General features: G+C 65.5%; 21 protein-coding genes. 6 read left to right on the top strand and 15 right to left on the bottom strand.

Going from position 1 to position 23,354, the window contains the following annotated elements; all coding sequences use genetic code 11:
* Window positions 1-34 precede the first annotated feature (34 nt).
* Window positions 35-1,570 (top strand): D-alanyl-D-alanine carboxypeptidase/D-alanyl-D-alanine endopeptidase, encoded by a 1,536-nt coding sequence (gene dacB / locus ACREB4_RS00105; protein WP_431586145.1) that lies wholly within the window; start codon window positions 35-37, stop codon window positions 1,568-1,570.
* Complete coding sequence (locus ACREB4_RS00100; protein WP_431586144.1) at window positions 1,567-1,695, top strand: hypothetical protein; 129 nt, start codon at window positions 1,567-1,569, stop codon at window positions 1,693-1,695. The genes dacB and ACREB4_RS00100 overlap by 4 nt, the downstream gene beginning before the upstream one ends.
* Here ACREB4_RS00100 and ACREB4_RS00095 read toward each other — a convergent pair.
* The 4 genes from ACREB4_RS00095 to purE form a co-directional block, all read right to left on the bottom strand.
* Entirely contained in the window at window positions 1,686-3,086 is a 1,401-nt protein-coding gene (locus tag ACREB4_RS00095) for a hypothetical protein (RefSeq protein ID WP_431586143.1), read from the bottom strand. The two genes, ACREB4_RS00100 and ACREB4_RS00095, sit on opposite strands and share 10 nt — an antisense overlap.
* Window positions 3,087-3,156: 70 nt before the next feature.
* Entirely contained in the window at window positions 3,157-4,218 is a 1,062-nt protein-coding gene (locus ACREB4_RS00090) for an L-threonylcarbamoyladenylate synthase (RefSeq protein ID WP_431586142.1), read from the bottom strand.
* A gap of 10 nt (window positions 4,219-4,228) precedes the next feature.
* Entirely contained in the window at window positions 4,229-5,398 is a 1,170-nt protein-coding gene (locus tag ACREB4_RS00085; protein WP_431586141.1) for a 5-(carboxyamino)imidazole ribonucleotide synthase, read from the bottom strand.
* Window positions 5,395-5,871 carry a 5-(carboxyamino)imidazole ribonucleotide mutase gene (purE, locus tag ACREB4_RS00080; RefSeq protein WP_431586399.1) on the bottom strand — a complete coding sequence of 159 codons (477 nt, stop codon included), beginning with the start codon at window positions 5,869-5,871 and terminating at the stop codon, window positions 5,395-5,397. The genes ACREB4_RS00085 and purE overlap by 4 nt, the downstream gene beginning before the upstream one ends.
* 82 nt (window positions 5,872-5,953) lie before the next feature.
* Here purE and ACREB4_RS00075 point away from each other — a divergent pair, with 82 nt between their 5' ends.
* The 3 genes from ACREB4_RS00075 to ACREB4_RS00065 are packed head-to-tail and all read left to right on the top strand — an operon-like array spanning window position 5,954 to window position 8,678.
* On the top strand, window positions 5,954-6,919 hold the full coding sequence (locus ACREB4_RS00075; RefSeq protein ID WP_431586140.1) for a tetratricopeptide repeat protein: 966 nt from the start codon (window positions 5,954-5,956) through the stop codon (window positions 6,917-6,919).
* 11 nt (window positions 6,920-6,930) lie between these two features.
* A complete protein-coding gene (locus ACREB4_RS00070; protein ID WP_431586139.1) occupies window positions 6,931-7,842 on the top strand; it encodes an alpha/beta fold hydrolase in 912 nt (303 codons plus the stop codon).
* A complete protein-coding gene (locus ACREB4_RS00065) occupies window positions 7,839-8,678 on the top strand; it encodes a sulfurtransferase (protein ID WP_431586138.1) in 840 nt (279 codons plus the stop codon). Before ACREB4_RS00070 ends, ACREB4_RS00065 begins: the two co-directional genes overlap by 4 nt.
* Here ACREB4_RS00065 and ACREB4_RS00060 read toward each other — a convergent pair.
* The 9 genes from ACREB4_RS00060 to glcE form a co-directional block, all read right to left on the bottom strand.
* Entirely contained in the window at window positions 8,675-9,286 is a 612-nt protein-coding gene (locus ACREB4_RS00060; protein WP_431586137.1) for a hypothetical protein, read from the bottom strand. The genes ACREB4_RS00065 and ACREB4_RS00060 overlap by 4 nt on opposite strands.
* A 40-nt stretch (window positions 9,287-9,326) precedes the next feature.
* Window positions 9,327-13,601 (bottom strand): pilus assembly protein, encoded by a 4,275-nt coding sequence (locus tag ACREB4_RS00055; RefSeq protein ID WP_431586136.1) that lies wholly within the window; start codon window positions 13,599-13,601, stop codon window positions 9,327-9,329.
* A gap of 22 nt (window positions 13,602-13,623) precedes the next feature.
* On the bottom strand, window positions 13,624-14,313 hold the full coding sequence (locus ACREB4_RS00050; RefSeq protein ID WP_431586135.1) for a pilus assembly PilX family protein: 690 nt from the start codon (window positions 14,311-14,313) through the stop codon (window positions 13,624-13,626).
* Between the two features lie 7 nt (window positions 14,314-14,320).
* Window positions 14,321-15,409, bottom strand: coding sequence for a PilW family protein (locus tag ACREB4_RS00045; RefSeq protein ID WP_431586134.1), 1,089 nt, complete (start codon window positions 15,407-15,409; stop codon window positions 14,321-14,323).
* Window positions 15,410-15,413: 4 nt separating this feature from the next.
* Window positions 15,414-15,839, bottom strand: coding sequence for a type IV pilus modification PilV family protein (locus tag ACREB4_RS00040; RefSeq protein WP_431586133.1), 426 nt, complete (start codon window positions 15,837-15,839; stop codon window positions 15,414-15,416).
* A gap of 7 nt (window positions 15,840-15,846) precedes the next feature.
* Window positions 15,847-16,446: a GspH/FimT family pseudopilin gene (locus tag ACREB4_RS00035; protein ID WP_431586398.1), complete on the bottom strand. Its 600-nt coding sequence runs from the start codon at window positions 16,444-16,446 to the stop codon at window positions 15,847-15,849.
* A gap of 5 nt (window positions 16,447-16,451) precedes the next feature.
* Window positions 16,452-16,904 (bottom strand): type IV pilin protein, encoded by a 453-nt coding sequence (locus tag ACREB4_RS00030; RefSeq protein WP_431586132.1) that lies wholly within the window; start codon window positions 16,902-16,904, stop codon window positions 16,452-16,454.
* Between the two features lie 246 nt (window positions 16,905-17,150).
* On the bottom strand, window positions 17,151-18,422 hold the full coding sequence (gene glcF / locus ACREB4_RS00025; RefSeq protein WP_431586131.1) for a glycolate oxidase subunit GlcF: 1,272 nt from the start codon (window positions 18,420-18,422) through the stop codon (window positions 17,151-17,153).
* A complete protein-coding gene (gene glcE / locus ACREB4_RS00020) occupies window positions 18,400-19,650 on the bottom strand; it encodes a glycolate oxidase subunit GlcE (RefSeq protein ID WP_431586130.1) in 1,251 nt (416 codons plus the stop codon). The genes glcF and glcE overlap by 23 nt, the downstream gene beginning before the upstream one ends.
* A gap of 50 nt (window positions 19,651-19,700) precedes the next feature.
* Here glcE and ACREB4_RS00015 point away from each other — a divergent pair, with 50 nt between their 5' ends.
* Window positions 19,701-20,546, top strand: coding sequence for a carbon-nitrogen hydrolase family protein (locus tag ACREB4_RS00015; RefSeq protein WP_431586129.1), 846 nt, complete (start codon window positions 19,701-19,703; stop codon window positions 20,544-20,546).
* 9 nt (window positions 20,547-20,555) lie between these two features.
* On the opposite strand, the gene ACREB4_RS00010 is transcribed toward ACREB4_RS00015, so the two are convergent.
* Window positions 20,556-22,679 (bottom strand): TonB-dependent receptor family protein, encoded by a 2,124-nt coding sequence (locus tag ACREB4_RS00010; RefSeq protein WP_431586128.1) that lies wholly within the window; start codon window positions 22,677-22,679, stop codon window positions 20,556-20,558.
* A gap of 61 nt (window positions 22,680-22,740) precedes the next feature.
* Window positions 22,741-23,124, bottom strand: coding sequence for a hypothetical protein (locus ACREB4_RS00005; protein WP_431586127.1), 384 nt, complete (start codon window positions 23,122-23,124; stop codon window positions 22,741-22,743).
* Between the last annotated feature and the right edge of the window lie 230 nt (window positions 23,125-23,354).

Raw genomic sequence — 23,354 nt, 5'->3', positions numbered from 1 at the left:
AAGTGTAGCCAACGCCGCCTTCTATGATGCGGCCATGACCCACACTTGTTCACACCGCCGCGGCGCTCACTGGCGGCTCACGCCCTTGCTGGCACTGTGGAGCGCGGCTGGTTGGGCCGCCGCCGAAGCCCCGCCCCCACCACCTCCGGCACCGCTTTTGCCGCCCGCCATCCAGCAGGCCCTGCAGGCGGCCGGCATCCCCGCGGCCTCGGTGTCGATGCTGGTCTACCCCGTCGAAGGCGGCAACACTCGGCTCAGCCTGGGCGCGGACGTGGTGCGGTCCATGGCATCGGTGATGAAACTGTTCACCACGGGCGCGGCCTTGCAGACCCTGGGCCCGGCCTTCACCTGGCGCACGCAGGTGGCATTGGGCGGACGCCTGGGGCCCGACGGCGCGCTGGAAGGCCCGCTGCTGATGCGCGGCGAAGGCGACCCCAGCCTGGTCGTCGAGCGGGTCAACCTGATGATGCTGCGATGGCGCGCCGCCGGCTTGCGCGACATCCGGGGCGACTGGCTGCTGGACCGCTCGGCCTTTGCCGCGCCCGAACACGATCCCGCCGCCTTCGATGACCAGCCCCTGAAACCGCACAACGCTGGCCCCGACGCCCTCTTGCTGTCTCACCAGGCCGTGACCCTGCGCCTGCGCCCCGATGTGGCCAACCCCGCTTGGGCCCGGGTCAGCATGGAACCGGAACTGAGCGGCGTTCGCCTGGACGCCAAAGTGCCGCTGGACGACAAGGCGCCTTGCGGCGACTGGCGCGAAGCCATGGGCCTGACACTGCGCCCCGATGCGCCGCCCGCCACGGGCTGGACCATCGCCCTGAAAGGCCGCTACCCCCGGGCTTGCGGCGAACGCGACTGGCCCTTGCATTGGCCTGGCACGCCGCGCCAGGACCACACGGAACGCATGCTGGACGCGGCCTGGCGCCAGGCGGGCGGGCTGCTCCAAGGCCAGGTGCTGGCCTCGGGGCCCTGGCCACCCGAGACCCCGGTCTGGTTCACCTGGGAATCGCCGCCGCTGGCCACCGTGGTGCGCGACATCAACAAATTCAGCAACAACGTGATGGCCCGGCAGCTGTTCCTGACGCTGGGCCGCGCGCCCGCGCCCGATGCGCGCAGCCCCCTGGGCCCCGCCACGCTGGACGCCGCCCGGGCGGTGGTGACGCAGTACGTGGTGCAGTCGACGCTCGACGCCAGCACCGGCACCTCGCCTTGCGCCGGCAATGCCCTGGTGATGGACAACGGCTCGGGCCTGTCGCGAACGGAAGCGGCCTCGGCCGCGTGCGTGGGCCGCTGGTTGCAGGCCTTGTGGGCCAGCCCGGCCATGCCCGACTTGCTCGCCTCCTTGCCCTTGGCGGGCGTCGATGGCACGGCACGCCGGATGGGCGCCGCAACCGGGCGGGCGCACCTCAAGACGGGATCCTTGGATGGCGTGGCCTCGGTGGCCGGGGTGGCCCTGGGCGATTCAGGCCGCCGCTACGTGGTCGTCGGGGTGATCAACGACCCCAAGGCGAATGCGGCCCGGTCCGCGCTGGCCGCCCTGGTCGATTGGACGGTGCACGACCGATGAACAACGCACCGCAGCAACAACTGGTCAGCTTCGTGGACCCGGCCTGTGTCAAGGCCATCGGCTCGGCGGCGGTGACCATCCTGGGGATGAAGGTGCGCCACGGGCACCTTCAGGATCAGAGCTGATCGCGGATGCGGGCGATGGCCAGGTTGGCCAGGTTCCCATGGCCCAGGGGCGCCAGGCGCTGGTCATCGGCCCAGAGGTAATTGGGGTAGTACCCACGGATCTCTTCGGTGGGGGTCGAGGCGGTGAAATCACCCAACACGACCCTCAGGTTGTTGGACCGGCAATTGAGCAACAAGGCCTTGGCCTTCAGGCTCTCCTGACCGACGGCGTTGATGCTGGGAAATGCGCTCAGCAACGTGCTGCCGTTGGGCATCGTGACCTTGCTTGGGTCCGTTTGGCAGGCGTAGTCCGAGTAGGTGGCGCCCAGCGACGAGATCAGGCTGTAGCCGTCCACCTTCACGATCTTGTGGCCATTGGTCCCCGTGCTGTAGGTCAGGCCGCCCACGTTGAGGTAACCCTCATTGAAAGCCTTGGTCAGGTCGTTGGCCAAGCCGATTTTGCCATCCAGCACCGCCCGCGGCGATCTGCCCATGTCTGGCACCGTGAGGTACACCACGCGGGCCCCCGTGGCCACGATGTTCTTGATGATCCCGCCCAGGATCGCACCTTGTTCGCGCATCCGGATCTGGGCGTTCTCTGCGCTCAACGTCCCTGCCCTGACCTCGGCATAGGCCGCCATGATGTCGTTCTGGCCCGCCAGAAGCGTGACGAGCACCCCGTCGCGCAACTCCGCACGGTGGTCGTTGAACTGCGTCCCCACGTCGGCCACCTTGGCGCCCCACTTGGCATAGGAGCGGCTGCCGCCACCATCCTGCGGACAGCCCGTGGCGCCGCCCAGGTTCAACTGGCCACCGCCCAGGCCATGGGCCAGGCGCTGCACCCAGTTGCCGTGGTCATCGGCGAAGTCCGTGGAGCAGTAGTAGACGTGGTCGGTCGTGAGGTAGATGGTCGGGGCGGGCGACGCGGCATCGTTGAACGATCCCGTGACCACCTCGTTGACGACGGGAATCACGCCGCTGACCAGGCTGTACTTGTCCACCACGGCCGTGGCGGTCTGCGGCAAAAAGAAGGAGCTGCTGCTGGGGTAGTCGGTGCTGACCAGGGCCGCGCTGCCGGCGCAGAAAATATCCGTGGGCAGGGCTGTCTTGCAGAAATTCGGCCGGTCCGCCACCACGTTGATGGTGTAGCGCGCCCGGTAAGGCACGTCCGCCGTCGAGCTCGGGGCCCCTGTGATGGTCCGGAAATCCACCAGTGGCGCACCGGTCGTCGCCGTGTCATCGAACGCGCTGTTCTCATCCCCAAACGCGATGATCTGCGAGGGCTGGAAGGGCTTGACCCGGTCACCGCCACCGCAACCGGCCACCAGAACGGTCGTGGCCAGGCAGGCCGCCAACGCCACACCCGCGCGGCGTGAGTTCAGAAGTCGGGCGGTATCGGTGATGCGGAACATGGACACTCCAAAAAATGGATGAGGGGCGACGAGCAGGGCCGAAGCTTACTAGAGTCGCGTAAAGGAGGTGTTAAGCGGCCGCCGCTCGGGCGAGTCGGTCGCGCACGCCGTCCCAGACGGGATCGACCGGGGGCTGTTCGACCCAGATCAGGTCCACGCCGAGGGCGTCGAGTTCGCGCAAATCGGAAAACAAATGGTGCGCCGCGCTGATGGCATCGGCCGGCATGGCGCGTTGCACCACGCCTGGGCTGGCCGGCCGGTGCGCCCAAAGGCTGCGCGAATACACCGCGATGCCGGGCTTGACGGCCGATTTGTTCGTCATGGCCTTGGCGGCCAACTCGGGCTCGATCAGGTCCAGGGCCGATGACAGTTGCGTGTCGCCCATCACGCGCAGCTTGGCGCGTGGGGCATAGTGCGCGAGCAGGGTGCCGGAGGCGCGAGGGGCATCGGCGTCTGGTGCTTCAGGCGTGGACAGGCCCACGGGTTCACCCGCAGCGGCCTCGATCTCGTCACGGGTGAGGCGGCCGGGGCGCAGGATGACCGGGTGGGCGCGGGTGCAATCGACGATGGTCGATTCGATGCCCACATCGCAAAAACCGCCTTGCAGCACCCAGACTTCGTCCAGGCCATCGCCCTGGTCCTTGAATTCGTCGATGACATGTTCAGCCCGCGTGGGGCTGATGCGGCCGAAGCGGTTGGCGCTGGGCGCGGCCACGCCAGGCACGCCCAGGCGCGCGGCGGCTTGCAGCAGCTTCAAGGCCACGGGGTGGTCGGGGCAACGCAGGCCGATGGTGTCCTGCCCCCCAGCGGAGGCCGCGCCCACATTGGGCGCACGCGGCACGATCACCGTCAAGGGGCCGGGCCAGAAGCGGTCCATCAACTGCTGGGCCACCAAAGGCACGGCCGACGCGAACTGCCAGGCAGCTTCGGCATTGGCCACGTGCACGATCAGCGGGTGGTTGCTGGGCCGGCCCTTGGCCGTGAAGATGCGGGCCACCGCGGCATCGTCGTCGGCGCGGGCACCAAGGCCATAGACGGTTTCGGTGGGCAGGGCCAGCAGCCCGCCATCGGCAAGGCGTTGAGCGGCTAGTTCAATGGCGTCAGGTTGGGTGGCGGGATCGAGCAGTCGCATGGGTGACAGTTTAGAAAGGCTCGAGGCCCAGGATGGCCGCTGCTTTCAAGGCCACGTCACGTGCAAGGTCGGCCGTGGGGCCGGTCACCGTCAGGTGTCCCATCTTGCGGGCACGGCGCGCTTCTGTTTTGCCATACAGGTGCAGGTGCGTGCCAGGCAAGGCCAGCACCGCGGCCCAGTCGGGCTCGCGTTGCACGGTGGGCGCGGCATCGTCGAACCACAGGTCGCCCAGCAGGTTGAGCATGAAGCAGGGGCTGTGCAGTCGCGGCGCCACCAGGGGCAGGCCGGTCATGGCGCGCACCTGCATCTCGAACTGCGACACATCACAAGCGTCGATGGTGTGGTGGCCGGAGTTGTGGGGGCGCGGCGCCATCTCGTTGGCGACGAGGCTGCCATCCTGCAAGATGAAAAATTCGACACACAGCACGCCCACGTAGTGCAGGGAAGCGGCCAGGGTCTGCGCGGCCTGGATCACCTGCACGGACAGGGCTTCGCTGACGCCCGGCGCGGGCACCGAGGTCACGGCCAGGATGCCGTCGCGGTGCAGGTTGTGCTGAACGGGGAAGTGCACGATCTGGCCATCGCGGCCACGGGCCACGATGACGCTGACCTCGAAGGCCAAGGGCAGCATCTTTTCCAGCAGGCAGGGCACGTGCTTCAGGTCGTCCCAGGCCTGGGCGAGTTCGGCGCGGGTCTTGACGCGGACCTGGCCTTTGCCGTCATAACCGAGGCGGGCCGTTTTGAGGATGCCTGGCAGCAGGTCGTCGGTGATGGCGGCCAGTTGCTCGGGCGTTTCGATCAAGGCGTGGGGCGCACAGGGCACGCCGCTGGCCACGAAGTGGGCCTTCTCACGAGCGCGGTCCTGGCAGACCAGCACGGCGGCACCCGCAGGCGCCACGGGACGCCTCACCGCCAGGGCGTCGAGCGCCTGGGCCGGCACGTTCTCGAACTCGGTGGTGACCGCCGCGCAGAGCTTGGCCAGTTCGGCCAGCGCAGCGGCGTCCAGGTAGTCGGCTTTCAGGTGGTGGTGCGACACGAGGCCGGCCGGGCTGGCGGGATCGGGGTCGAGCACCGCCGTGGCATAGCCCATGGACTGGGCAGCGTGCACGAACATGCGGCCCAGTTGGCCGCCACCCAGCACCCCGAGGGTGGCCCCCGGCAGGATCACGTCAAGCGTCATTTGGCGTCCAGGCTCAGGTCTTGGGTCATGTGGCGAGCGACGTCGGTCTGGCGGGCGCGGAACGCGTCCAGGGCGTCACGCAGGCGGGCATCGTTCTGGGCCAGCATGGCCACGGCGAACAAGGCCGCGTTGCCAGCACCGGCCGTGCCGATGGCAAACGTGGCCACCGGGATGCCCTTGGGCATCTGCACGATCGAATGCAGGGAATCGACGCCTTGGAGGTGGCGCGAAGGCACGGGCACGCCCAGCACCGGCACCGTCGTCTTGGCGGCCAGCATGCCCGGCAAGTGCGCCGCGCCGCCCGCGCCCGCGATGATGGCGACCAGCCCGCGCTGGCGCGCCGCCTCGGCGTAGGCGAACATGTCATCGGGCATGCGGTGGGCGGAAACCACCTTCGCCTCGAAGGGAACACCGAACTCGGTGAGAATGTCGGCGGCATGGCGCATCACGTCCCAGTCACTGCTGGAACCCATCACCACGCCAATCAAGGGAGTCGCGTCATTCACCGGCTCGCTCCTTACGTAAAACCTGCAATTTTAGGCGCTACCGGCCACCATGATCGACATCACCCTCGAGAACTTTGAAACCGACCTGCTGGCCGGCTCCGCCCAAGTGCCCATCCTGCTGGACATCTGGGCCCCCTGGTGCGGCCCCTGCAAGGCGCTCGGCCCGGTGCTGGAGAAGCTGGAAGTCGACTACGCCGGGCGCTTTCAACTGGCCAAGCTGAACGCCGACGAGCAACAAGAGATCGCCGGGCAGCTGTCGCAGATGTTCGGCGTGCGCTCCATCCCGTTCTGCGTGATGTTCGTGGGCGGCCAGCCGGTGGACGGCTTCGTGGGCGCCCTGCCCGAGGCCCAGATCCGCGAGTTCCTGGACAAGCACGTGCCCGGCGAAGGCGCCCTCGAATCCGAGCTGGAGACCGCCCAGGCCGAGCAACTGGCCGCTTCGGGCGACACCGCCTCGGCGCTTGATCTGCTGGAAGACGCCCTGGCCCGCGACCCCAGCAACGATGAAGCCCGCTACGACCTGATCAAGCTGCTGCTGGCCGAGGGCAACGCGGTGGCCGCCGCCAGCGTGTTCGAACCCATGGCCTCGCGCGCCACGGGCCTGCTGGCCGAGCCCCGCGTGACCGCCTTCGGCCGCTACATCGAAGCCGCACAAGCCGCGCCCGACCTGCGTCCCGCCGCCGCGCTGAACGAGGCCCTGGCGGCCAACAAGCGCGACTTCCAGGCCCGCTTCGACCTGGCCCGCCAGCATTTCGCGGTCGGCCAGTTCACGCTCGCCATGGACGAACTGCTCGAAATCATCATGCGCGACAAGGCCTGGTCCGACGAGCTGGCCCGCAAGACCTACATCGCCATCCTGGAAGTGATGAGCAAGCCGGTGCCCAAGCCCTCGGCCAAAGCCGCGGTGGCCGCCGACACCAAGGGCAAGCTGGAGATCGCGGGCAAGCACGAGGTCGCCAGCGCCGACCCCGTCATCGACCAGTACCGCCGCAAGCTGAGCATGGCCTTGTTCTGAAGCGCCCGACCATGGCCAGCATCACCACCCGCCGCGTCGACCTGCCATCGCCTGGCCCCGGCCAAGTCGCGCCTTGGCTCGATTGCCGCGTGGCCGGCCCGGAAGACGCGCCCTTGCTGGTCTTCCTGCATGGCTTCCCGGAAGCGGCCTTCGCCTGGGACGAGTTGCTGGCGCACTTCGGCGAGCACTACCGGTGCGTGGCCCCCAATCTGCGCGGCTACCCCGGCTCGCATTCACCCCCCGAGGTGAAGGACTACCGCGCCCAATTGATCGGGGCCGATGTGCTGGCCCTGATCCAGGCGCTGGGCGCGCCCGCTGCCGCCTTGATCGCGCACGACTGGGGCGGCGCCATCGCCTGGGGCCTGGCCGCCATGGCACCTCAGATGATGCAGCGCCTGGTGATCCTGAACGCGCCCCACCCCGCCCTGTTCATGAACGCCTTGCGCCATGACCCCGAGCAACAAGCCGCCAGCGATTACATCAACCTGCTGCGCCAGCCCGGCATTGAAACGCGGTTGCAGGCCGACGACTTCGCCGGCATGTGGTCCTTCTTCGAGCGATTCGGCGGCGCCACCTGGCTGACGCCCGGGTTGCGTGACCACTACCGCCAAGCCTGGTCGGCCGGGCTGAGCGGCCCATTGAACTACTACCGCGCTTCGCCACTGCACCCCCCCACGGCCCCCACCGACCCGGTCATGCACATCACCTTGCCCGAGGCCATGCTGCATGTGAACATCCCGACCACGGTCATCTGGGGCGAGGCCGACGCCGCCCTGCCGCCCAGCCTGCTCGACGGCCTGGAAGCCTATGTACCGCACCTGCACGTGACCCGGCTGCCCCAGGCCACGCACTGGCTGGTGCACGAAGAACCCGCCGCCGTGATCCACGCCCTTCAAGCCGCCTTGAACCGCACCGACGCATGAGCCACACCTTGATCTCGGCCAATGACCTGGCCACCCTGCTGAACCAGCCTGGCACCGACGTGCTCGTGCTGGATTGCCGCTTCAGCCTGCCCGCGCCCGACGCGGGCCAGCAAGCCTACTTGGCGGGCCATGTGCCCGGCGCCGTGTACGCGCACCTCGACCGCGATCTCTCGGGCCCCAAGACCGGCTTGAATGGCCGCCATCCCTTGCCGACGCCGGAAGCTTTCCTGGCCACGGTGCGCGCTTGGGGACTGAAGGCCGACACCGAGGTCGTGGCCTATGACGATGCCGGCGGCATGTTCGCCTCGCGCGCCTGGTGGATGCTGCGGTGGATGGGGCACCCGCGCGTGCGCGTGCTGGATGGCGGTTGGGCCCAATGGCTGGCGCAGGGTTTCGAGGTCAGCCAGGCGACCACCTCGCGGCCGGCATCGGACATCGACCTGACGCCGCGGGAAGGCCAATTGACCCGCATCGACTTCGTGCAGACGCACCTGGGCAACCGAGAGTTCATGCAACTGGTCGATGCGCGCGCCCCCGACCGCTTTCGCGGCGAAAACGAAACGCTGGACCCGGTGGGTGGCCACATCCCCGGTGCCATCAACCGCTTCTTCCAGTTGAACCTGGGGGCCGATGGCCGCTTCAAGAGCCCGCACCTGCTGCGCCAGGAGTTCACGTCGCTGCTGGGCTCACAGCCTTTGCACACCGTGGTGCATCAATGCGGATCGGGCGTCACGGCCTGCCACAACCTGCTGGCGATGGAGCACGCGGGATTGGCGGGCTCGCGGCTGTATGCGGGGTCGTGGAGCGAGTGGTGCGCGGACCAGGGGCGGCTTTAACTGGCCGCCAGGTTGTCGAAGTCCACTTCGATCTTGATCAGTGACTTGACGATGCGGCCGTTGACTTGGCCGGGTGTGAATCGGGCGTGTTCAAAGGTTGTGCGGGCTGCACGCTCAAGAACGTCAGGCAAAGGCGCTCCTTCGAACTCGACCCGGCCGACCCGGCCATCGGCTTCGATGTACAGATTCATGGTGAATTTGTAGCGCGCCTTGTCCTCGAAGTCCTGCGGAAATGGCACGGCGATCGAAGCCGTGGGGCGAGGAACCACCGTCAGCCGATGGCGCGGGACGTAGTCGTCTTCGACCATGTCACCCTCACCAGACAGGCTGGACTTCACATCAAAAGGACCGCCCACGGCAGTCTGCTGCTGAACCGCCAGCACACGCTGCTCAGCTGGCGCAGGGACGCTGACTTCAGGCTCCGACGACAACACCGACTGAACAGGCGAGGCCTGGGCGTTTGGGTACATGATGCGAACCCGCATGGGCTGCTCAAGGGCGGCGTTCGCCTCGGTCTGCGACGGACGATGCCAAAGCATGGCCCACGACAGCACCGCCCCATGCAAGGCCATGGCGCTCAAGGCACAGGCCATCAGGCGGCGGTTCATCCCGAAAATTGAAGCCTCACTGGCAAACACGGCGCAACACTCAATTGCTGATCAGCTCGCGCCAGGACGCCCGCTTGAAAGAGCCGCCGCCGCCGGCAGGTGGCTGGCCACCGCCGCCACCTCCGGAGAGCCCGCCATCGTCACCGGTTGTGAGCAGTTTTGCCTTGCCATCGATCAGCATGTAAGTCGATCCCGCGATGGCTGAATCCAGATACGTGCCAAAGTCGGCCCCCGGCACGTTCGATCCGGTGAGTTGATCGATGGTGTATTTCCATCCCGTGGCAGCGGTCACGGAGCAGTTGCTGGCTCCTGGAAGAGTTGAATGGGCCACCAGTATTCCAAAATTTGCCGCCATGTTGACTCGGATGCGCTCCTTGGCGTCCGGCAGATCAATCCGCCAACCCGCCACCCCGCCGGATGACCAGTTGACCGAATTCGACGACGCCGATCTGTTTTTACCGGTGGTCGTGACCGTCTGCTGTACGACAGTGCCATTGGCCCGCACATCACCCCAGTCCGAGGCAGTCAAACGATCCTTGATGCCGTAGATGGACTGCACGGTGGTGTCCGTCAAGTCAGTGGCGGCCAGATACCGGCCCGTGCCCACAAAAACCACAGGGTAGTCAACCCCGCCATAGGTGACGTAGGACAGCTCAGGCCTGGTGGTCAATGGCTGGGGCGTGCTCGCGCTGGAGCCCACCAGGAATGACGCCAGTCGCTGGGCCGCACCGTTCGGTGCAACAAGGTTGTCGATGTCGAAGCGCCAGAGGTTGCCCAGCAGGTCGCCCCCATAAAAACGCTTGGCCGTGTTGTCCGTCGGGTTGTCCACCCACGCATTGATGGGCGCCAAGCCACTGGGCGTGGCGGCCGTGCCCACGGCCGTGGTGCCGGGATTGTTGGTCCGTATCTTGAGCAGCAAGGCGCCTGTTTCTGCATTGAGCACGTACAGGTAGCCCGGGCCCGTGTTGTTGTAGCCCGACGCAAAGACCACCACCCAAGTGCCATCGGCCCGCTTGGTGATGATGGGGTTGCCGTAACTCAAGCCCAGATCGGGGTCTTTGACATTCCTGGCCGTGCTGTCTGCGACGGCAGCCTGCGTGAATTCCCACAACATCCTGGGGCTGGCAGGGTCGGTGATGTCCAAGGCGTAGTAGCCTTTGCCTCCTGAATTGAAGCCGCCCACGAGGATGGACTTCCAGGTGGAGCCAACCCGGATGTCACCAATCGCTGGCGAACCGTCCACGGAAAATTGGTGCCGGTTGCCATAGTCGGTGTTGGCCAGTCGACTCATGTTCGGCATCACCGCCGTGGGCACAAAAGCCCACAGCTCCTTGCCTAGGGGATTGCTGGGGTCGCTGGTTTCGGCAGAAAAAGCATGCAGCATCCCATCGTTAGCGCCGACGTACACCACGGCCTTGCGTTGTTCCACGCTGGTTTTGAAGGCGGCATAACCGGAGTCCGTGTAACTGAAGGGCGCGGTTTTCAAGTAAACCGGTTCACTGTTGACGATGTCGCCCAGCACATGCATGCGCATGCGGTAGAGGGAGCTGCTGGCAGTGCTTTCTTCGTAGGCGTAACTGCCTCTTAACCAAGCGACCATGTTGGCGCCGCTGTTGGCATAGCCCGCCCTGGTGGCGTCGAGGGTGGCGCATTGCAGGGGGTAGACAGTGGCTGTGTCCGACACTGATTTCAAGCAGAAGTTCGTGAAGTCCCCCCCCAGGCCATCGGCACTGAGATTGACAAAGGTGAAGGGCCTCAATGTCGTCGTGCCCGGCTGGCGGTAGTAAATGACACGACTGTCGGTGCCACCCGCGGCGCGCAGCGACAGGTTGTCCACCCCGGCCTGGGCTGTCCCGGTCAGCGGCGTACTGGCCACATTACCCTTGGCATCGATGGCGTAAGCCCACAGGTCGCCCGACCATTCCGTGGACAGGTATTTCGCCGAAAACACCAAGGCCGTGCTGGTCGGACTGAGATCGCTCACTGCCGGCGCCGAACCAGCGCCTGGACGGTTGTTCATGCCGGCGAGAGCGCCTGTCAAGCCAGAGGTCAGGTCCGTGGCATTGTTGGCCCCAAAGTACTGTCCACGCCCATTGACCGCAGCGTGCCACAGGTCATCCACCGTGGTCGCCTTGTCCTCGGTGGGAAAAGGCCAGTAGTAAGGGTTGTTGTTTTCGTCCTTGCCAAGGATCAATTTTCCATAGCTTGTGGACTTGTCTGTCGCGTGGTTGAGGTAATTTTTGTCGTAAGCCAGCACGCCATTGACACCCAGGCCCAGTGTGAAGGTGCTCATGTGCTGCCAGGTGGCCGTGTCGCGGCCTGCGGCCGTCAGCTTGCTGTTGTCGCACACGTCAGTGCCCACGCCAAGCGCGCCTGTGCAGTTGTCCAGGGCGCTGGTGCGCAAATCGGTTCGGTAGTAATACTCGGCGACATCGGCCAGGGTGTTCGAAACTCCGCCCGAGGTCGTGACCGTGGAAGGGGCCACCGTCGTGGTGGTGGACAGGGTGGCCGTCACCACAGGGCCTGTGACTGTGGTGGCCACGCCGCCGACTGGGCTGGCCCCGGCTGCAGAGTTCGAGAAAACGCAGGTATTCGTGGTGGCGCCACTGACCCAGGCCGAAGAAGCCGCCGCAGGCGCGGAGGGCGGCGTTGGGCCGGTGGAACTGACTTGGTTGCTGGTGGTGACCGTCGAGGTATTGGTCGACACAGCCCCCCCGGTGTTGGTGACGGCGACCGTGGTTTTGGTGGTCCAGTCCGTCGTGACGACTTGAAAGCCACTGGCCGAGGTGGTGGCAGTTTGAGGGGTCTTGGTTTCCATGTGCGACAGGAAACAGCCGCCTGAAGGATAGGCCAACTTGTTCTGCGCATAATTTTGCGAGACCGTCACGGGCGTGGTGGTCTGCTTGCGCTCGACAACCGTGGTCACGGTGGTGGACGTGGACGACGCGCCATCGTTGAAAGGCAAGACATCGGAGCCATCCTGCTGGCCGATGTCGGTGGAGTTGTTCAACTGCTTGGGGTTGCTGTTGTCATTCCAGTAGCCATCGGTCGACAGGAAAGCATAGTTCCGCTGGCAGACGTACTGCATGGGGTCGTAGCTCTGGTCGGGGACTTTTTTGGCAAAGTACATCCCCGCCTTGCTCAAGGCCCCGCGCAGTGGTGTGCCGCCTTTGGGCGTGGCACTGTACAGCCGCTCCATGAACAGGCCGCGCTGAGTGCTGTCGTAGTCGCGCACATTCAAGAAGGCATTGCCTGCAGAAATGACGGACAACGTGCTGCTCTCGGTGATGCCCGTGTTGTTGATGGTCGAGAATCCAATGCGGTATTGGTCTGACAGAGGTTGGAAGGCCCGCCCAGCCGCGGTGCGCATCATCAGCATGCGGGTACGGTAATACTGATACCAATTGGCATAACGTTGCGCCTCGGCCGACGCGGCCGTGACCGTCACCCCCGTGAACTTGTTATCGCCTGGTTCATTGGGGTCAGTGGCTGGATGGCTGTTGCACTCGGCCTTGAAGGTTGAATTGACCGAACCCGTCGCCGTGTATGTCCAACCCATCTTGGGTTGGCTACCATTGCTGTTGTAGGTGTAATACGTGCTGTTGGCCAGGTTGTCCAACTGAAGCTTGTTGACCTTCCAATCCGAGGCCGCATCGGTGCCACTGAAGCTGGTCACATTGATGGTCACGGTTCGTGTACATGAGAATGGGAATACGCAGATGCCCGACGTCGAGATATTGGTGATCGTGCCGATGACCCAATGGTTGTCATCGCCTGAGTCGATGGCCGTGACGAGGTCACCCACCGCCCAATTTGGCACGCCTGCCAGGAAATTGAAACCATTGAACAAGCCGGCCAAGAAGCCGCTGGTGAAGGCGAACGATTTGGTGCCCAGGCCCGTGGTCACCGTGCTATCGCTGTGATACGCCTTCCCCGCGCTGGGCGTGGGCCCAAAGCCATTGGGCGCTGCTGCAGAAAAGTTGGCGTCGGGGTAGGACGTGCCATTGGCCTTCAAGGGCGGCACATAGTTGAAGGTCGGGTCATAGGCCACGCCATTGCACTGAGCCGACTTGTAGCCATAGGTGGTGGTGTCGCTGGCGTCGTCCGGCATGTAGTCCAAGCCCATGCTGCCCGAATTGTCCAGGATGAAGAGAATGTTGGGTTTGGCGCCACTGGCCACCAAGGTGGGCAAGGGGTCGCTGGAGATGCTGGTGAGGGCGGCCCATGACGGGCACGGCAAGATGGCCAGCAAACAAGCGGCGAGCAGACCCTTGGCCAGCATCCGTGTGCGACTTGCTCTTGATGTGTTGTTCATGATGCGTCCCATCCTTGGTGACCTAGTACTGCACGATGGTTTCGGTGTAGCTTGCAGTGCTCCGCGCACCCGTCACTCTCACGATGATCCGAAAATATTGCCCGACTGCCGCGCCAGCGATGGCGCAATGCCCTGCCATGCATGCGCCATTGTTGGAGGGTTTGCCACCCGAGGACGTCAATGGCTGCGCGCAATTGCTGGTGCCCAAAGGCCCGGCGGTTTCACACAGCCGGAGAATCACATAGCTGGCGGTCGAGCCTGGGCTCATGCCGGTGGTGTCGGCCGAGTGGGGATACAGGCAGGCGGCAGCAGCGCCCCCGCAATTGTTGTTGTCCCAGTCCACCAAGGTGTGGGTCGATGGCGATCCCAACTGGCCTGTGGCGTCCAGATTGGCCGGGGCGGTGGCATAAAAGCCGGTGCTGCTGTTGCTCACCGAGGTGGCAGCCGAGCTGACGGTCAGATCGACACCCGCCTCCTTCCAGCTCACCAGGGTGTTGGTGGCCTCGCGCGTCACCCGGTCCGTCGAGGCCGTGGCGTCCTGTTGAAAACCGATGTTGCCCAGAACCTGCGACCCGGAGTCCACAGAGCGAACCAAGGCAATGGCGGCCAACATCAACGACACCAAAGTGATCAGCGCAAAAATGAGAGACACGCCCTTCTGCCGAGCGCGCTGGCCCGCACCGAGCACACATGGGCGATGCGTGTGGCTCATGCTCACCTCATTGATTCCAAACCGCGTTGCGCATGGGCACCACGGCGTCGAAAATCTTGTAGCGGTAGTACTCCCAGTCGGTTCCGGTAGCGCTGACATCCAGCGTCAGGCATTTGCTGTTGCCGTTGCAGGCTGTGCTGCCACTCACCACAGCCAATGGGCCCATGTCCCAAACCAGGTTGGCGGCCGCGGTCACCTTGGGGTCTTTGAGGTTTTCCCTTTGCGCGCTGCGAGCCACCACAACAATCCGAATGGCCTGCACCAGACGCCAATCTGCATTAGTCGCCGGCGCGGCGACTTCGAACTTCACCACGGGCCCGTTGGCCACCGAAGCTTTGCCATACAGCGCTTTGAGCAACACGATCTGAGGAAACAGATCACGCGCATCGCTGGCCCCCAACTCGAGCCCTTGCAGGTTCCAGGTGCCCGTGTTGACAGAGTATCTGCGCCGCACAGGCGCACTGCCCAGGTTGAGCAAGACACTGCCCGCCGGGTAGCCTGCCGCAGGAATCGTGGTGCCAAGGTTGGTGTTCCACGACACGGCGCCATCGTGCTTGACCCGGGTGGCGTCCGTGGAGGCCGTCGCCTGGAAAAGCGTGCATTCACTGGTGCCCGCCGTCCAAGTGGCCGGAGCGACCACCAACAGGTCACCGGCGGTCACGCCCCAAGTTGAGGGCACCAAGAAGGACGGGTCGGTGGGCAGGTGCGTTTCCGTCACCTTGATCGGAACGGAATAGCCCATGGCGCCCTGGCTGTACAGGACCGTCACGGTGTCAGACACCTTGTTGCTGCCACTGCTGGCAATGTGAACTGGCACCAGCGGATCACTGGTCAACACCGCGGTTCCGCTTTTTTTCGCCGTGGTGGGACAACCTACCGCAGCGGGCATGCCTGTCAAGCCATAGCCTGCCATCTGGATGTCACGCTGCATTGAAAACAGGGCCGAAGCGCCGGCCACCTGGGCATCGCTGCCAGCGGTGGTTGAACGCTTGTTACCCTCGGACTGAAGGAAAACCTGCGCGATCACGATCGTGGCGACCAGACCCAAAGCCACCGCCACCATCAACTCGATCAAGGTGAATCCACGTACCCGCATGATGTCAAGTGGCCCCACGGATCGTGGTGGTCATCGAATACTTGTGGACATCACCACTGGGCAATTGCCACCGGATGGTGATGGACACATCGCCCTTCGAGGCACCTGCCGCGCTGACCACTGAAATGCTCGGCGTCAGGGTTGCCGAAGACGGCAAAGCTTTGTTGACCTTGGAGAGCCACATTTTGCAGGTGTTGTAGCCCGCGCAGTTGGCACTGTCGTAATTCGCCAGGTTGCTGATGTCAGACCACATGAGGCCCACCAGTTCTGTCGCCAGATAACTGGCATCGGCCCGGATCTTGGCCTCCGTCTGGGCGCGCGTCATGGCAGCCTGCAGGCTGACCAAGGCAATCACACCCACCGAAAAAACCAACACACTGATCAAGACCTCCATCAGCATGAAACCGGTTTGGCGGCGCGCGATCTTCATGGCGATGTCAGTTGACCAGGGCATTGTTGCAAGCGCGCGAATCACCTGTATTGATTGCCAAGTCAGGGTCGCACAAGCGGCCCATGCCACCCAGGGATATTTCGACGCGGCGCTTGTAAGGCGAATCAGCATTGCTGACATTGACGATTCGAATCGCGGTGCCAGCACTTGCTGTGGTGATCTGCCCAAGACCATTGAAAGTCACCGTGGTGGCGTTGGTCGTGCCCGTGGTGGCAGCCACGGTACCTGCACCGCCGCCATCGGCGACGGTTGCCTTGGCCACGATCATGGGCGATACCGTGGCCGACGGGAGCGCGTCGCAATGACCCACCGGGCTGACGGCGCTGACCACCCACGTGCCGGAACTGGCAGACAGGACGCATCCGCTGGTCAAGTCTGAAACCAGGTAAAAGGACATCGGTTTGTTGAGACGAACCGCCTCCATGCGTGCCCGCTGCAAACCATTCTGAATGGATTCGGCGGTGTTGCGCACTTTGGCATTGCGGAGCCAGTCACCCACGCTGGGCATGGCCGCTGCCATCAGGATGCCCATGATGGCGATGGTGACCACCACCTCGATCATGGAAATGCCGCGTTGGAACTTCATGGTCATCAGCACTCGGTCGCGGACTTGCTCAGCCAGCAGGTGGTGCCTGGCGCGGTTGACACGGCCGCATTCTTGAACGTCTCCGTGGCCTTGACGCCGCTTTGATTGACTGTGTAAACGTGGCCCGCGGCGGCCAGGCGGCCAGTGGCGCGCAGGACATAGGTGCTCGCCGTTGGGCTATCACCGCAGGCAAACGTGAAGTATTTGGTGGCATCTGGCACAAAACCGCAGGTCGAACCGTTCAGGTAGGTCCGGTTGTCCTGGTAGTACTGCTCCATCTTGATCTGGCCATTCGACAATCCACTGAAGGCATCCGGCAAGGCCCCACGCCGCACATAGTCGGTGTAAGCCGGGTAGGCCACCGCCGACAGGATGCCGATGATCGCCACCACGATCATCATCTCGATCAAGGTGAAACCCCGTGCAACACGGCGGGAGAAAGTCAGTTCATTGTTCATTCAGGGCACCTCGGCTTCATCCAATACCATCCACGGCTTCCGACTGATATCGGCACCGGCAGTCGTTACTGAATGTTCCGCCTGTGGAAAAACCGGACCTATTTCACGATGGGCTATGCCACACAGGCGGTGTTCAGTCATGCCACATGGTCGCGCAGGCGAGCGCACCGCGCTGGGGAAACAACGCCCCCGGCGCGGTCTTATTTCAGGTTTTGAAAAGCGGGTGGCCCTAAGGAGCCCGCCAGCTCAGCCCGACAGGGCCTCGTCCAGCAGCTCCACCCAGTGCTTGACGGGTGTGGCGGTGCCGCCTTGCAGGTGCGAGATGCACCCGATGTTGGCGCTGGCGATCACGTGGGCGCCAGCCGCTTCCAGGTGGCTCAGCTTCTGATCGCGGAGTTGCAGCGACATCTCTGGCTGCAGCACGCTGTAGGCGCCGCCGGCACCGCAGCATTGGTGGCTGTCGCGGGTGGCCAGGCGCACGTCGAAGCCCAGGTCGCGCAGGCCTTTTTCGATCGGGCCGGGCTTGGCGGCACTGCTGAGTTTCAGGCTGTGGCTGAGGCTGCAAGGCGGGTGAAAAGTGACCGCCCCCAGGGAGCCAATGGGCCGGCGGGCCATGCGGCGGGACAGCAGGGGCACCCAGTCGGGCAGCAGCTGGCCCGGGTCACGCACCATGTCGCCGATGCGGCGCGCGCGGTCGGCGTACACGGGGTCGTCGGCCAGCAGCTTGCCGTAGTCGCGCACCCAGGCGCCACAACCGGAGGCGTTGACCACGATGGCCTCGATGGGGGTCTGGCCTTCGATCAATGGCCACCAGGCGTCGATGTTGCGCCGGGCACGGTCCTTGGCGCCGGCCACGTCGCCCAGGTGGCCCTGGATGGCGCCGCAGCAGCCCGAGGCCGGTGCCACCACCGCGCGCACGCCCACCACGTCCAGCACGCGGGCGGTCGAGGCATCGATGTGGGGACGCAAAGCCGGTTGCACGCAGCCTTTGAGCATCAGCATCTGACGGGTGTTCAGGCTTTTCCTGGGATCGGGCCAGGCAGGGGGCGGCAGGGGCGCGCGCAGAGGCACCTTGGCCCGCAAACGGGCCGGCAGCACCGGCCGCAAGAATTGCCCGACCCGCAAGGCCGGCGCGAACCAGCGCGAAGGCATCACCGTGCGCAGGGCCCAGCGCATCAAGCGCTCCTGGCGTGGCCGCTGCACGCGTTCATCGACCACGGCCTGGCCCACGGCCAGCAGCTCGTGATAGGGCACGCCCGAGGGGCAGGTGCTTTCACAATGGTTGCAGCCGATGCAGCGGTCAAGGTGTTGCTGCGTGGTGCGCGTGGGCACCTGCCCCTCGAAGACCTGCTTCATCAGGTAGATGCGGCCACGCGGGCCATCCAGTTCATTGCCGGTCAGCTTGTAGGTGGGACAAGTGGCATTGCAGAAGCCGCAGTGCACGCATTGCCGCAACACCCCTTTGGCCTGCTGGCCTTCGGCGGTGGATTCGAATTCAGGTGACAGCTGGGTTTGCATGGGCAAAGGCGGCCAGGCGCCCCGTGTTGAACACCCCGTGGGGATCGAATGAGGACTGCACGCGTTGGTGCAAGCGGCGCAGCACCGGCGACATGGCGGGCTCGTGGACCAAAGGCAAAACCTGCGGGCCCCAGAAAGCCTGGGCATGCCCACCGGCCCGCGCAGCGGCGTCAAGAACCACCGAAGCTGGCGCTGACGTGCACACCCAGCGTTGCGCACCGAACCACTCGGTGAGTTGCTCGCCGGGCAGGCCCAGCGGCGCGGTGGTGGGCGGCACCGACAGGCGCCACAAGCTCACGCCTTGCTGCCCGGCCTGGCCCACCGCATCGCGGGCACGCAAAAAGAACTCGTCCGTGTGGTCGCGCAGGCCTTGCCAGAAAGGTTCGGCCACGGGCTGTCCGATCAGCTCGCCCTCGCGCTCCTTGCACAGGCGCAGCACGGCAGACTCCACCGCCGCCCGGGCACCACGCAAGCGCAGCACCAGCAGGTCGTCCCACCACGCGGAAGCGTCCAGCGGCAGGGGCTGTGCCGCCCACTGGTTGACCTGGGCCAGGGCATCGGTTTCCACCATGTCCATGCGGATGGTGGCCGTGGCCACGGGCTGCGGCATCACCTTGAGGGTCACGTCCAGGATCACCCCCAGGGTGCCCATGGACCCGGCCATCAAGCGCGACAGGTCGAAGCCGGCCACGTTCTTCATCACCGAGCCGCCAAAGCGCAGCACTTCGCCACGGCCGTTGAGCACACCCGCGCCCAGCACGTGGTCACGCACGGCGCCACGGCTGACGCGGCCCGGGCCGCTGAAACCGCTGGCCACCATGCCACCGACGGTGGGGCCCAAGGGCTCGCTCTGGGCAAAGGCCCAACGGGGGGGGTCGAAAGACAGGTACTGGCCACGCTCGGCCAGCAAGGCTTCGACCTCCGACAACGGCGTGCCTCCTCGCACCCTGATCACCAGTTCGCTGGGCTCGTACTGCTCCACGCCGCGCCAAAGCCGTGTGTCCAGCAACTCACCCCGGGTGGGGTCGCCCAGGAAATCTTTGCTGCCGTGGCCGCGCACGCGCAGGCAGGCGCCCCGCTCGCGGGCGTCCTCGATCTGCGCGATGTACGCGCGCAGCGTTTCGGGCAGGGCCGCCGTGTCGGGCGTGGTCGAAAAGGGGGGGTCCACCAGGTTGGCCATGCACAGAGCATAGCCGCAGGCGACGCCCGCCTGGCGCGGCCGCGCCACGTCGGAAACATGCGCTGACGATTTGTGGGCCGCAGCGCTACGATAGGGCCATGAAAGTTGCCGCCCTTCAAATGGTGTCCACCCCACGCGTGGACGAGAACCTGGCCCAGGCCCAGGCCTTGATCGCCCAAGCGGCGCAAGCCGGCGCCGAGCTGGTCGCCCTGCCCGAGTATTTTTGCCTGATGGGCCAGCGCGATGCCGACAAGCTGGCGATCGCCGAGCCCTTGGCCGATGCCCTGGCTCCGGACACCGCGCTCAGCCCCATGCAGGCCATGCTGGCGAGTGCCGCCAAGGCGAATGGCGTGTGGGTGATCGGCGGCACCCTGCCCTTGCAAAGCCCGGACGACCAGCATGTGTTCAACAGCGTGCTGGTCTTCAACCCACAAGGCCAGCGCGTCGCGCGCTACGACAAGATCCACCTGTTCTGCTTCGACGATGGCGAGCGCCGCTACGACGAATCCAACACCTTGCTGCCGGGGTCGGAGCCGGTGGCTTTCGAGGTGACCGATCGTGCCGGCGGCCGCTGGCGCATCGGCCTGTCGGTCTGCTACGACCTGCGCTTTCCCGAGCTGTTCAGGGCCTTGACGAAAGACCAGCCCTGCGACCTGCTGGTGCTGCCCGCCGCTTTCACGCACACCACCGGCCAGGCGCATTGGGAGTTGCTGCTGCGCGCCCGCGCGGTCGAGAACCTGTGCCACGTGCTGGCCCCGGCCCAAGGTGGTGAACACGAGAACGGCCGCCGCACCTTTGGCCATTCGATGCTGATCGGCCCCTGGGGCGAGGTGCTGGCCGTGCACGCCGAAGGACCCGGCGTGGTGATGGCGGCGCTGGACCGTGCGCACCAGGCCAAGGTGCGCCAGCAGTTGCCGGCACTCACGCACCGGGTGATCCGCTGAGCCCCTTCTTCAAAACCCGCGAGTGACCTGCACGCTCAGCAAGGCGCTTCGCCCGGGCGAGGGCTCGTAATAGCGGCCATTGCCCTCGTTGACGATCAAGGAGCCGACCTGGTGCTGGTCGCTGAGGTTGTCGATGCGGGCCAGCGTGTTCAAGCGCCAGGCGCCAAAAGACCGCGTCCAGCCTGCCCGCAAGGCCCAGGCCGTGTAGGCCGAAGCGGCCTCGGTGTTGGCGTCGTTCGCCCAGATGCGTCCGGTGTGACGGGCCTCGATGGCCGCGTGCCAGGCAGGGTTGGGGCGCCAGCTCAGTTCAGCAAACGCGGTTTGCCGAGGCACGCCGGGCAGGTCGTTGCCCGCCGGCACGGTGCTGGTGTTGCCTGCCGCCACGCTGGTGAAGGGATCGCGGTACCGGGCTTGTGTCCAGGCTGCCGAGGCGTATGCCGACCAGCTCGAGGCCAGGCGCCACGTCATGGCGGCCTCCGCGCCATGACGTTCGGTGCGACCCACGTTCTGGTAAGTGGCGCGGCCGCCCGAATTGACCGCCACGGCGATCTCGTCGTCCGTTCGGGTGCGGAACATGGCCAGGTTCCACCACCCCCGATCGCCCAATGCTTGCTTCAGGCCGGCTTCCAGGTGCCGGCCATGGCTGGCTTTCAAGTCCGTGTTCCAACCGGTGGCGGTGCCCACGTTGGTCTTGTAGGCCACTTCGTTGAGGGTGGGTGTTTCAAAGCTTTTGCCGCCCGTGACGTAGAGGTGCGTGCCCGGCCGCAGCTTCCACAACAACGCTGCCACCGGCGTGGTGGCAGCGAAGTCCATGCCGCCGCTGTCGTCGCCATTGCCCGCCACCACATAGTGGTCTCGCGAGCGGAAAGACACCTGGCTGTGGCGCACGCCCGCACTGGCCACCCATCGCTCGCCCAGGTCCCACTGCGCTTGCAGGTATTGGTCTTGGTTGCGGGCCCGGTTGTCCTCGTCGCGGCGCAAGTCGCCCAGCACGCCGGTTTGCGCGCCAACAAAATTTTGAAAGCCCTGCCGGTGCTCGTCCATCTGGTCGAGGTTCACGCCACCGGTGAGCGAGAAGGGCTGTGCCGCCAGTTGCGTGCGCCAGGTCAGCCGGGCATCCACGCCCGTGAATGAGCGGTCCAGGTCGATCACCCCACCCGGGTAGCCTGCCGGTGCCTGCAGGTTGGTGGTGATCGCCTGGAACTGCTTGGCCTGGCGCGTGCCTGTGTAGGCCAGGACCCGGACTTCGCCAAAGCTCAAGGGCTGGTCATAGACCAGGCCCACCTGCTGGTTGGCGATGTCCTTGCGGGTGTTGTAAGCCAGGGCATTGGTGCCCGCCTGCGTGCGGCTCTGCGCCAGTTGCGCCTTGGTCAGGCCCAAGGGATCCTGCACCCCGGGCATGTTCAGGTCGCTGCCCACCAGCGTCACCGTGGCACCGTCCTGCAAGGTCCATTTCAGCTTGGCATGGACCTGGTCGCGCCGCGCCGCGCTGTGGTCCCGGAAGCCATCGGTTTCGAAATGGCTGGCATCGATCACGTAGTTGAGCCGCCCCGTCTCACCGCCCAGTTTGAGCGACTCGCGGTGGAAGCCATCGCGGCCCACGGCGTAGCCCAGCGTCACCTCGGGCGTGGGCGGGCCATCTTCGGTGAAGGCCTGGATGACACCACCCGCCGCGTTGCCATACAGCGCCGACATGGGGCCACGCAGCACCTCGATGCGCTGCGCCGAACCCAGGTCGATGGAAGAAGCCTGGCCCTGTCCGTCGGGCATGGTCAAGGGGATGCCGTCGGCGTACAGGCGCACGCCCCGCACGCCAAAGGTGGACCGCGCGCCAAAACCACGGCTGGAAATCTGCAGGTCTTGCGCGTAGTTCTGCCGGTTCAGCACCGACAGGCCAGGCACGCGGGTCAAGGCCTCCGACAGGTTGACCAAGGGGCCGGCATGGCGCAGGGCCTGCCCGGTCACGGCGTCCACCGAGGCGGCGATGTCGAAAGCGGCCTGGGGCGTGCGGGTGGCCGTGACCACCACATCGGGCAAGTCTTGTGCGGCGGCCTGGGGCGGCAGGGTAAGCAGAACCAGGCCCAAGCCCAGCGTCGTCATCCAGTTGAAGCGGGTGGTCGTCGGCGTCGTCATCGCGCCATCATGACACCCAGGCGAAGACGGCGTGGCCACTGGCCGCGGCCACCCCAAGGGGTCACAGGGAGTTGTCGAAATCCGTCGGGACCACCTCGATGGGACGCGAGGCGTCGGGGTCGGCATCGAACAGGCGCAGCGAGTAGTTTTTCAGGTTGCTGCGGAAGCTCTTGCGGTCGAACAGCTTTTGCTGGGCCTGCACCGGCAGGTCGGTGACCATGAGGATGTTGCGCTGGATCAGCGCATCGATCAGGTCTTCCAGCACCCGCACCAGGTCGGCGTCCAGGCTGGCGAACTGCTGGGCCGGTGCGCCTTCGCCATCGCCATCGCCGCGCAGAAAGGCCCGCACCTGAGGATCGTCGGGCGGCAGGAACTCCGCCACCTCTTCGGCCTCTCGGTGCAGGCTGAGGATCTGGCCATCGGTTGAGCGCAGGACATAGGGCATGGTGAGGTCATTATCGGCAGGATGGCCCGGAACTGAAAGCCCGCGAGGTTTCCCCCACACTGTCGGGCAGCCGACACCCGGTTGGACCAGGCCCGGCCCAACATACCGCCTTGGCTTCCTCCCTTCTGACCAGATTTGCCCATGCGCACTTCCGCCCTGCTTAAAACCTTGCCGCTGGTCGCGATCCTGGGCGGTCTGCTGTATGCCGGCGCTGCCTGGCTGGGCAGCCC

The sequence above is a fragment of the Aquabacterium sp. genome, from assembly GCF_050725395.1.
Taxonomy (GTDB): Bacteria; Pseudomonadota; Gammaproteobacteria; order Burkholderiales; family Burkholderiaceae_C; genus Aquabacterium.
Note: the sequence above shows the minus strand (reverse complement) of the source record. Positions and strands in the feature narration are given on the sequence as shown.

What these genes read in the sequence shown, in the direction of transcription:
- dacB (WP_431586145.1), top strand. Translation starts at nt 35, where the DNA reads ATGACCCACACTTGTTCACACCGCCGCGGCGCTCACTGGCGGCTCACG.
- ACREB4_RS00100 (WP_431586144.1), top strand. Translation starts at nt 1,567, where the DNA reads ATGAACAACGCACCGCAGCAACAACTGGTCAGCTTCGTGGACCCGGCC.
- ACREB4_RS00095 (WP_431586143.1), bottom strand. Translation starts at nt 3,086, where the DNA reads ATGTTCCGCATCACCGATACCGCCCGACTTCTGAACTCACGCCGCGCG.
- ACREB4_RS00090 (WP_431586142.1), bottom strand. Translation starts at nt 4,218, where the DNA reads ATGCGACTGCTCGATCCCGCCACCCAACCTGACGCCATTGAACTAGCC.
- ACREB4_RS00085 (WP_431586141.1), bottom strand. Translation starts at nt 5,398, where the DNA reads ATGACGCTTGACGTGATCCTGCCGGGGGCCACCCTCGGGGTGCTGGGT.
- purE (WP_431586399.1), bottom strand. Translation starts at nt 5,871, where the DNA reads ATGGGTTCCAGCAGTGACTGGGACGTGATGCGCCATGCCGCCGACATT.
- ACREB4_RS00075 (WP_431586140.1), top strand. Translation starts at nt 5,954, where the DNA reads ATGATCGACATCACCCTCGAGAACTTTGAAACCGACCTGCTGGCCGGC.
- ACREB4_RS00070 (WP_431586139.1), top strand. Translation starts at nt 6,931, where the DNA reads ATGGCCAGCATCACCACCCGCCGCGTCGACCTGCCATCGCCTGGCCCC.
- ACREB4_RS00065 (WP_431586138.1), top strand. Translation starts at nt 7,839, where the DNA reads ATGAGCCACACCTTGATCTCGGCCAATGACCTGGCCACCCTGCTGAAC.
- ACREB4_RS00060 (WP_431586137.1), bottom strand. Translation starts at nt 9,286, where the DNA reads ATGAACCGCCGCCTGATGGCCTGTGCCTTGAGCGCCATGGCCTTGCAT.
- ACREB4_RS00055 (WP_431586136.1), bottom strand. Translation starts at nt 13,601, where the DNA reads ATGAACAACACATCAAGAGCAAGTCGCACACGGATGCTGGCCAAGGGT.
- ACREB4_RS00050 (WP_431586135.1), bottom strand. Translation starts at nt 14,313, where the DNA reads ATGAGCCACACGCATCGCCCATGTGTGCTCGGTGCGGGCCAGCGCGCT.
- ACREB4_RS00045 (WP_431586134.1), bottom strand. Translation starts at nt 15,409, where the DNA reads ATGCGGGTACGTGGATTCACCTTGATCGAGTTGATGGTGGCGGTGGCT.
- ACREB4_RS00040 (WP_431586133.1), bottom strand. Translation starts at nt 15,839, where the DNA reads ATGAAGATCGCGCGCCGCCAAACCGGTTTCATGCTGATGGAGGTCTTG.
- ACREB4_RS00035 (WP_431586398.1), bottom strand. Translation starts at nt 16,446, where the DNA reads ATGAAGTTCCAACGCGGCATTTCCATGATCGAGGTGGTGGTCACCATC.
- ACREB4_RS00030 (WP_431586132.1), bottom strand. Translation starts at nt 16,904, where the DNA reads ATGAACAATGAACTGACTTTCTCCCGCCGTGTTGCACGGGGTTTCACC.
- glcF (WP_431586131.1), bottom strand. Translation starts at nt 18,422, where the DNA reads ATGCAAACCCAGCTGTCACCTGAATTCGAATCCACCGCCGAAGGCCAG.
- ACREB4_RS00015 (WP_431586129.1), top strand. Translation starts at nt 19,701, where the DNA reads ATGAAAGTTGCCGCCCTTCAAATGGTGTCCACCCCACGCGTGGACGAG.
- ACREB4_RS00010 (WP_431586128.1), bottom strand. Translation starts at nt 22,679, where the DNA reads ATGACGACGCCGACGACCACCCGCTTCAACTGGATGACGACGCTGGGC.
- ACREB4_RS00005 (WP_431586127.1), bottom strand. Translation starts at nt 23,124, where the DNA reads ATGCCCTATGTCCTGCGCTCAACCGATGGCCAGATCCTCAGCCTGCAC.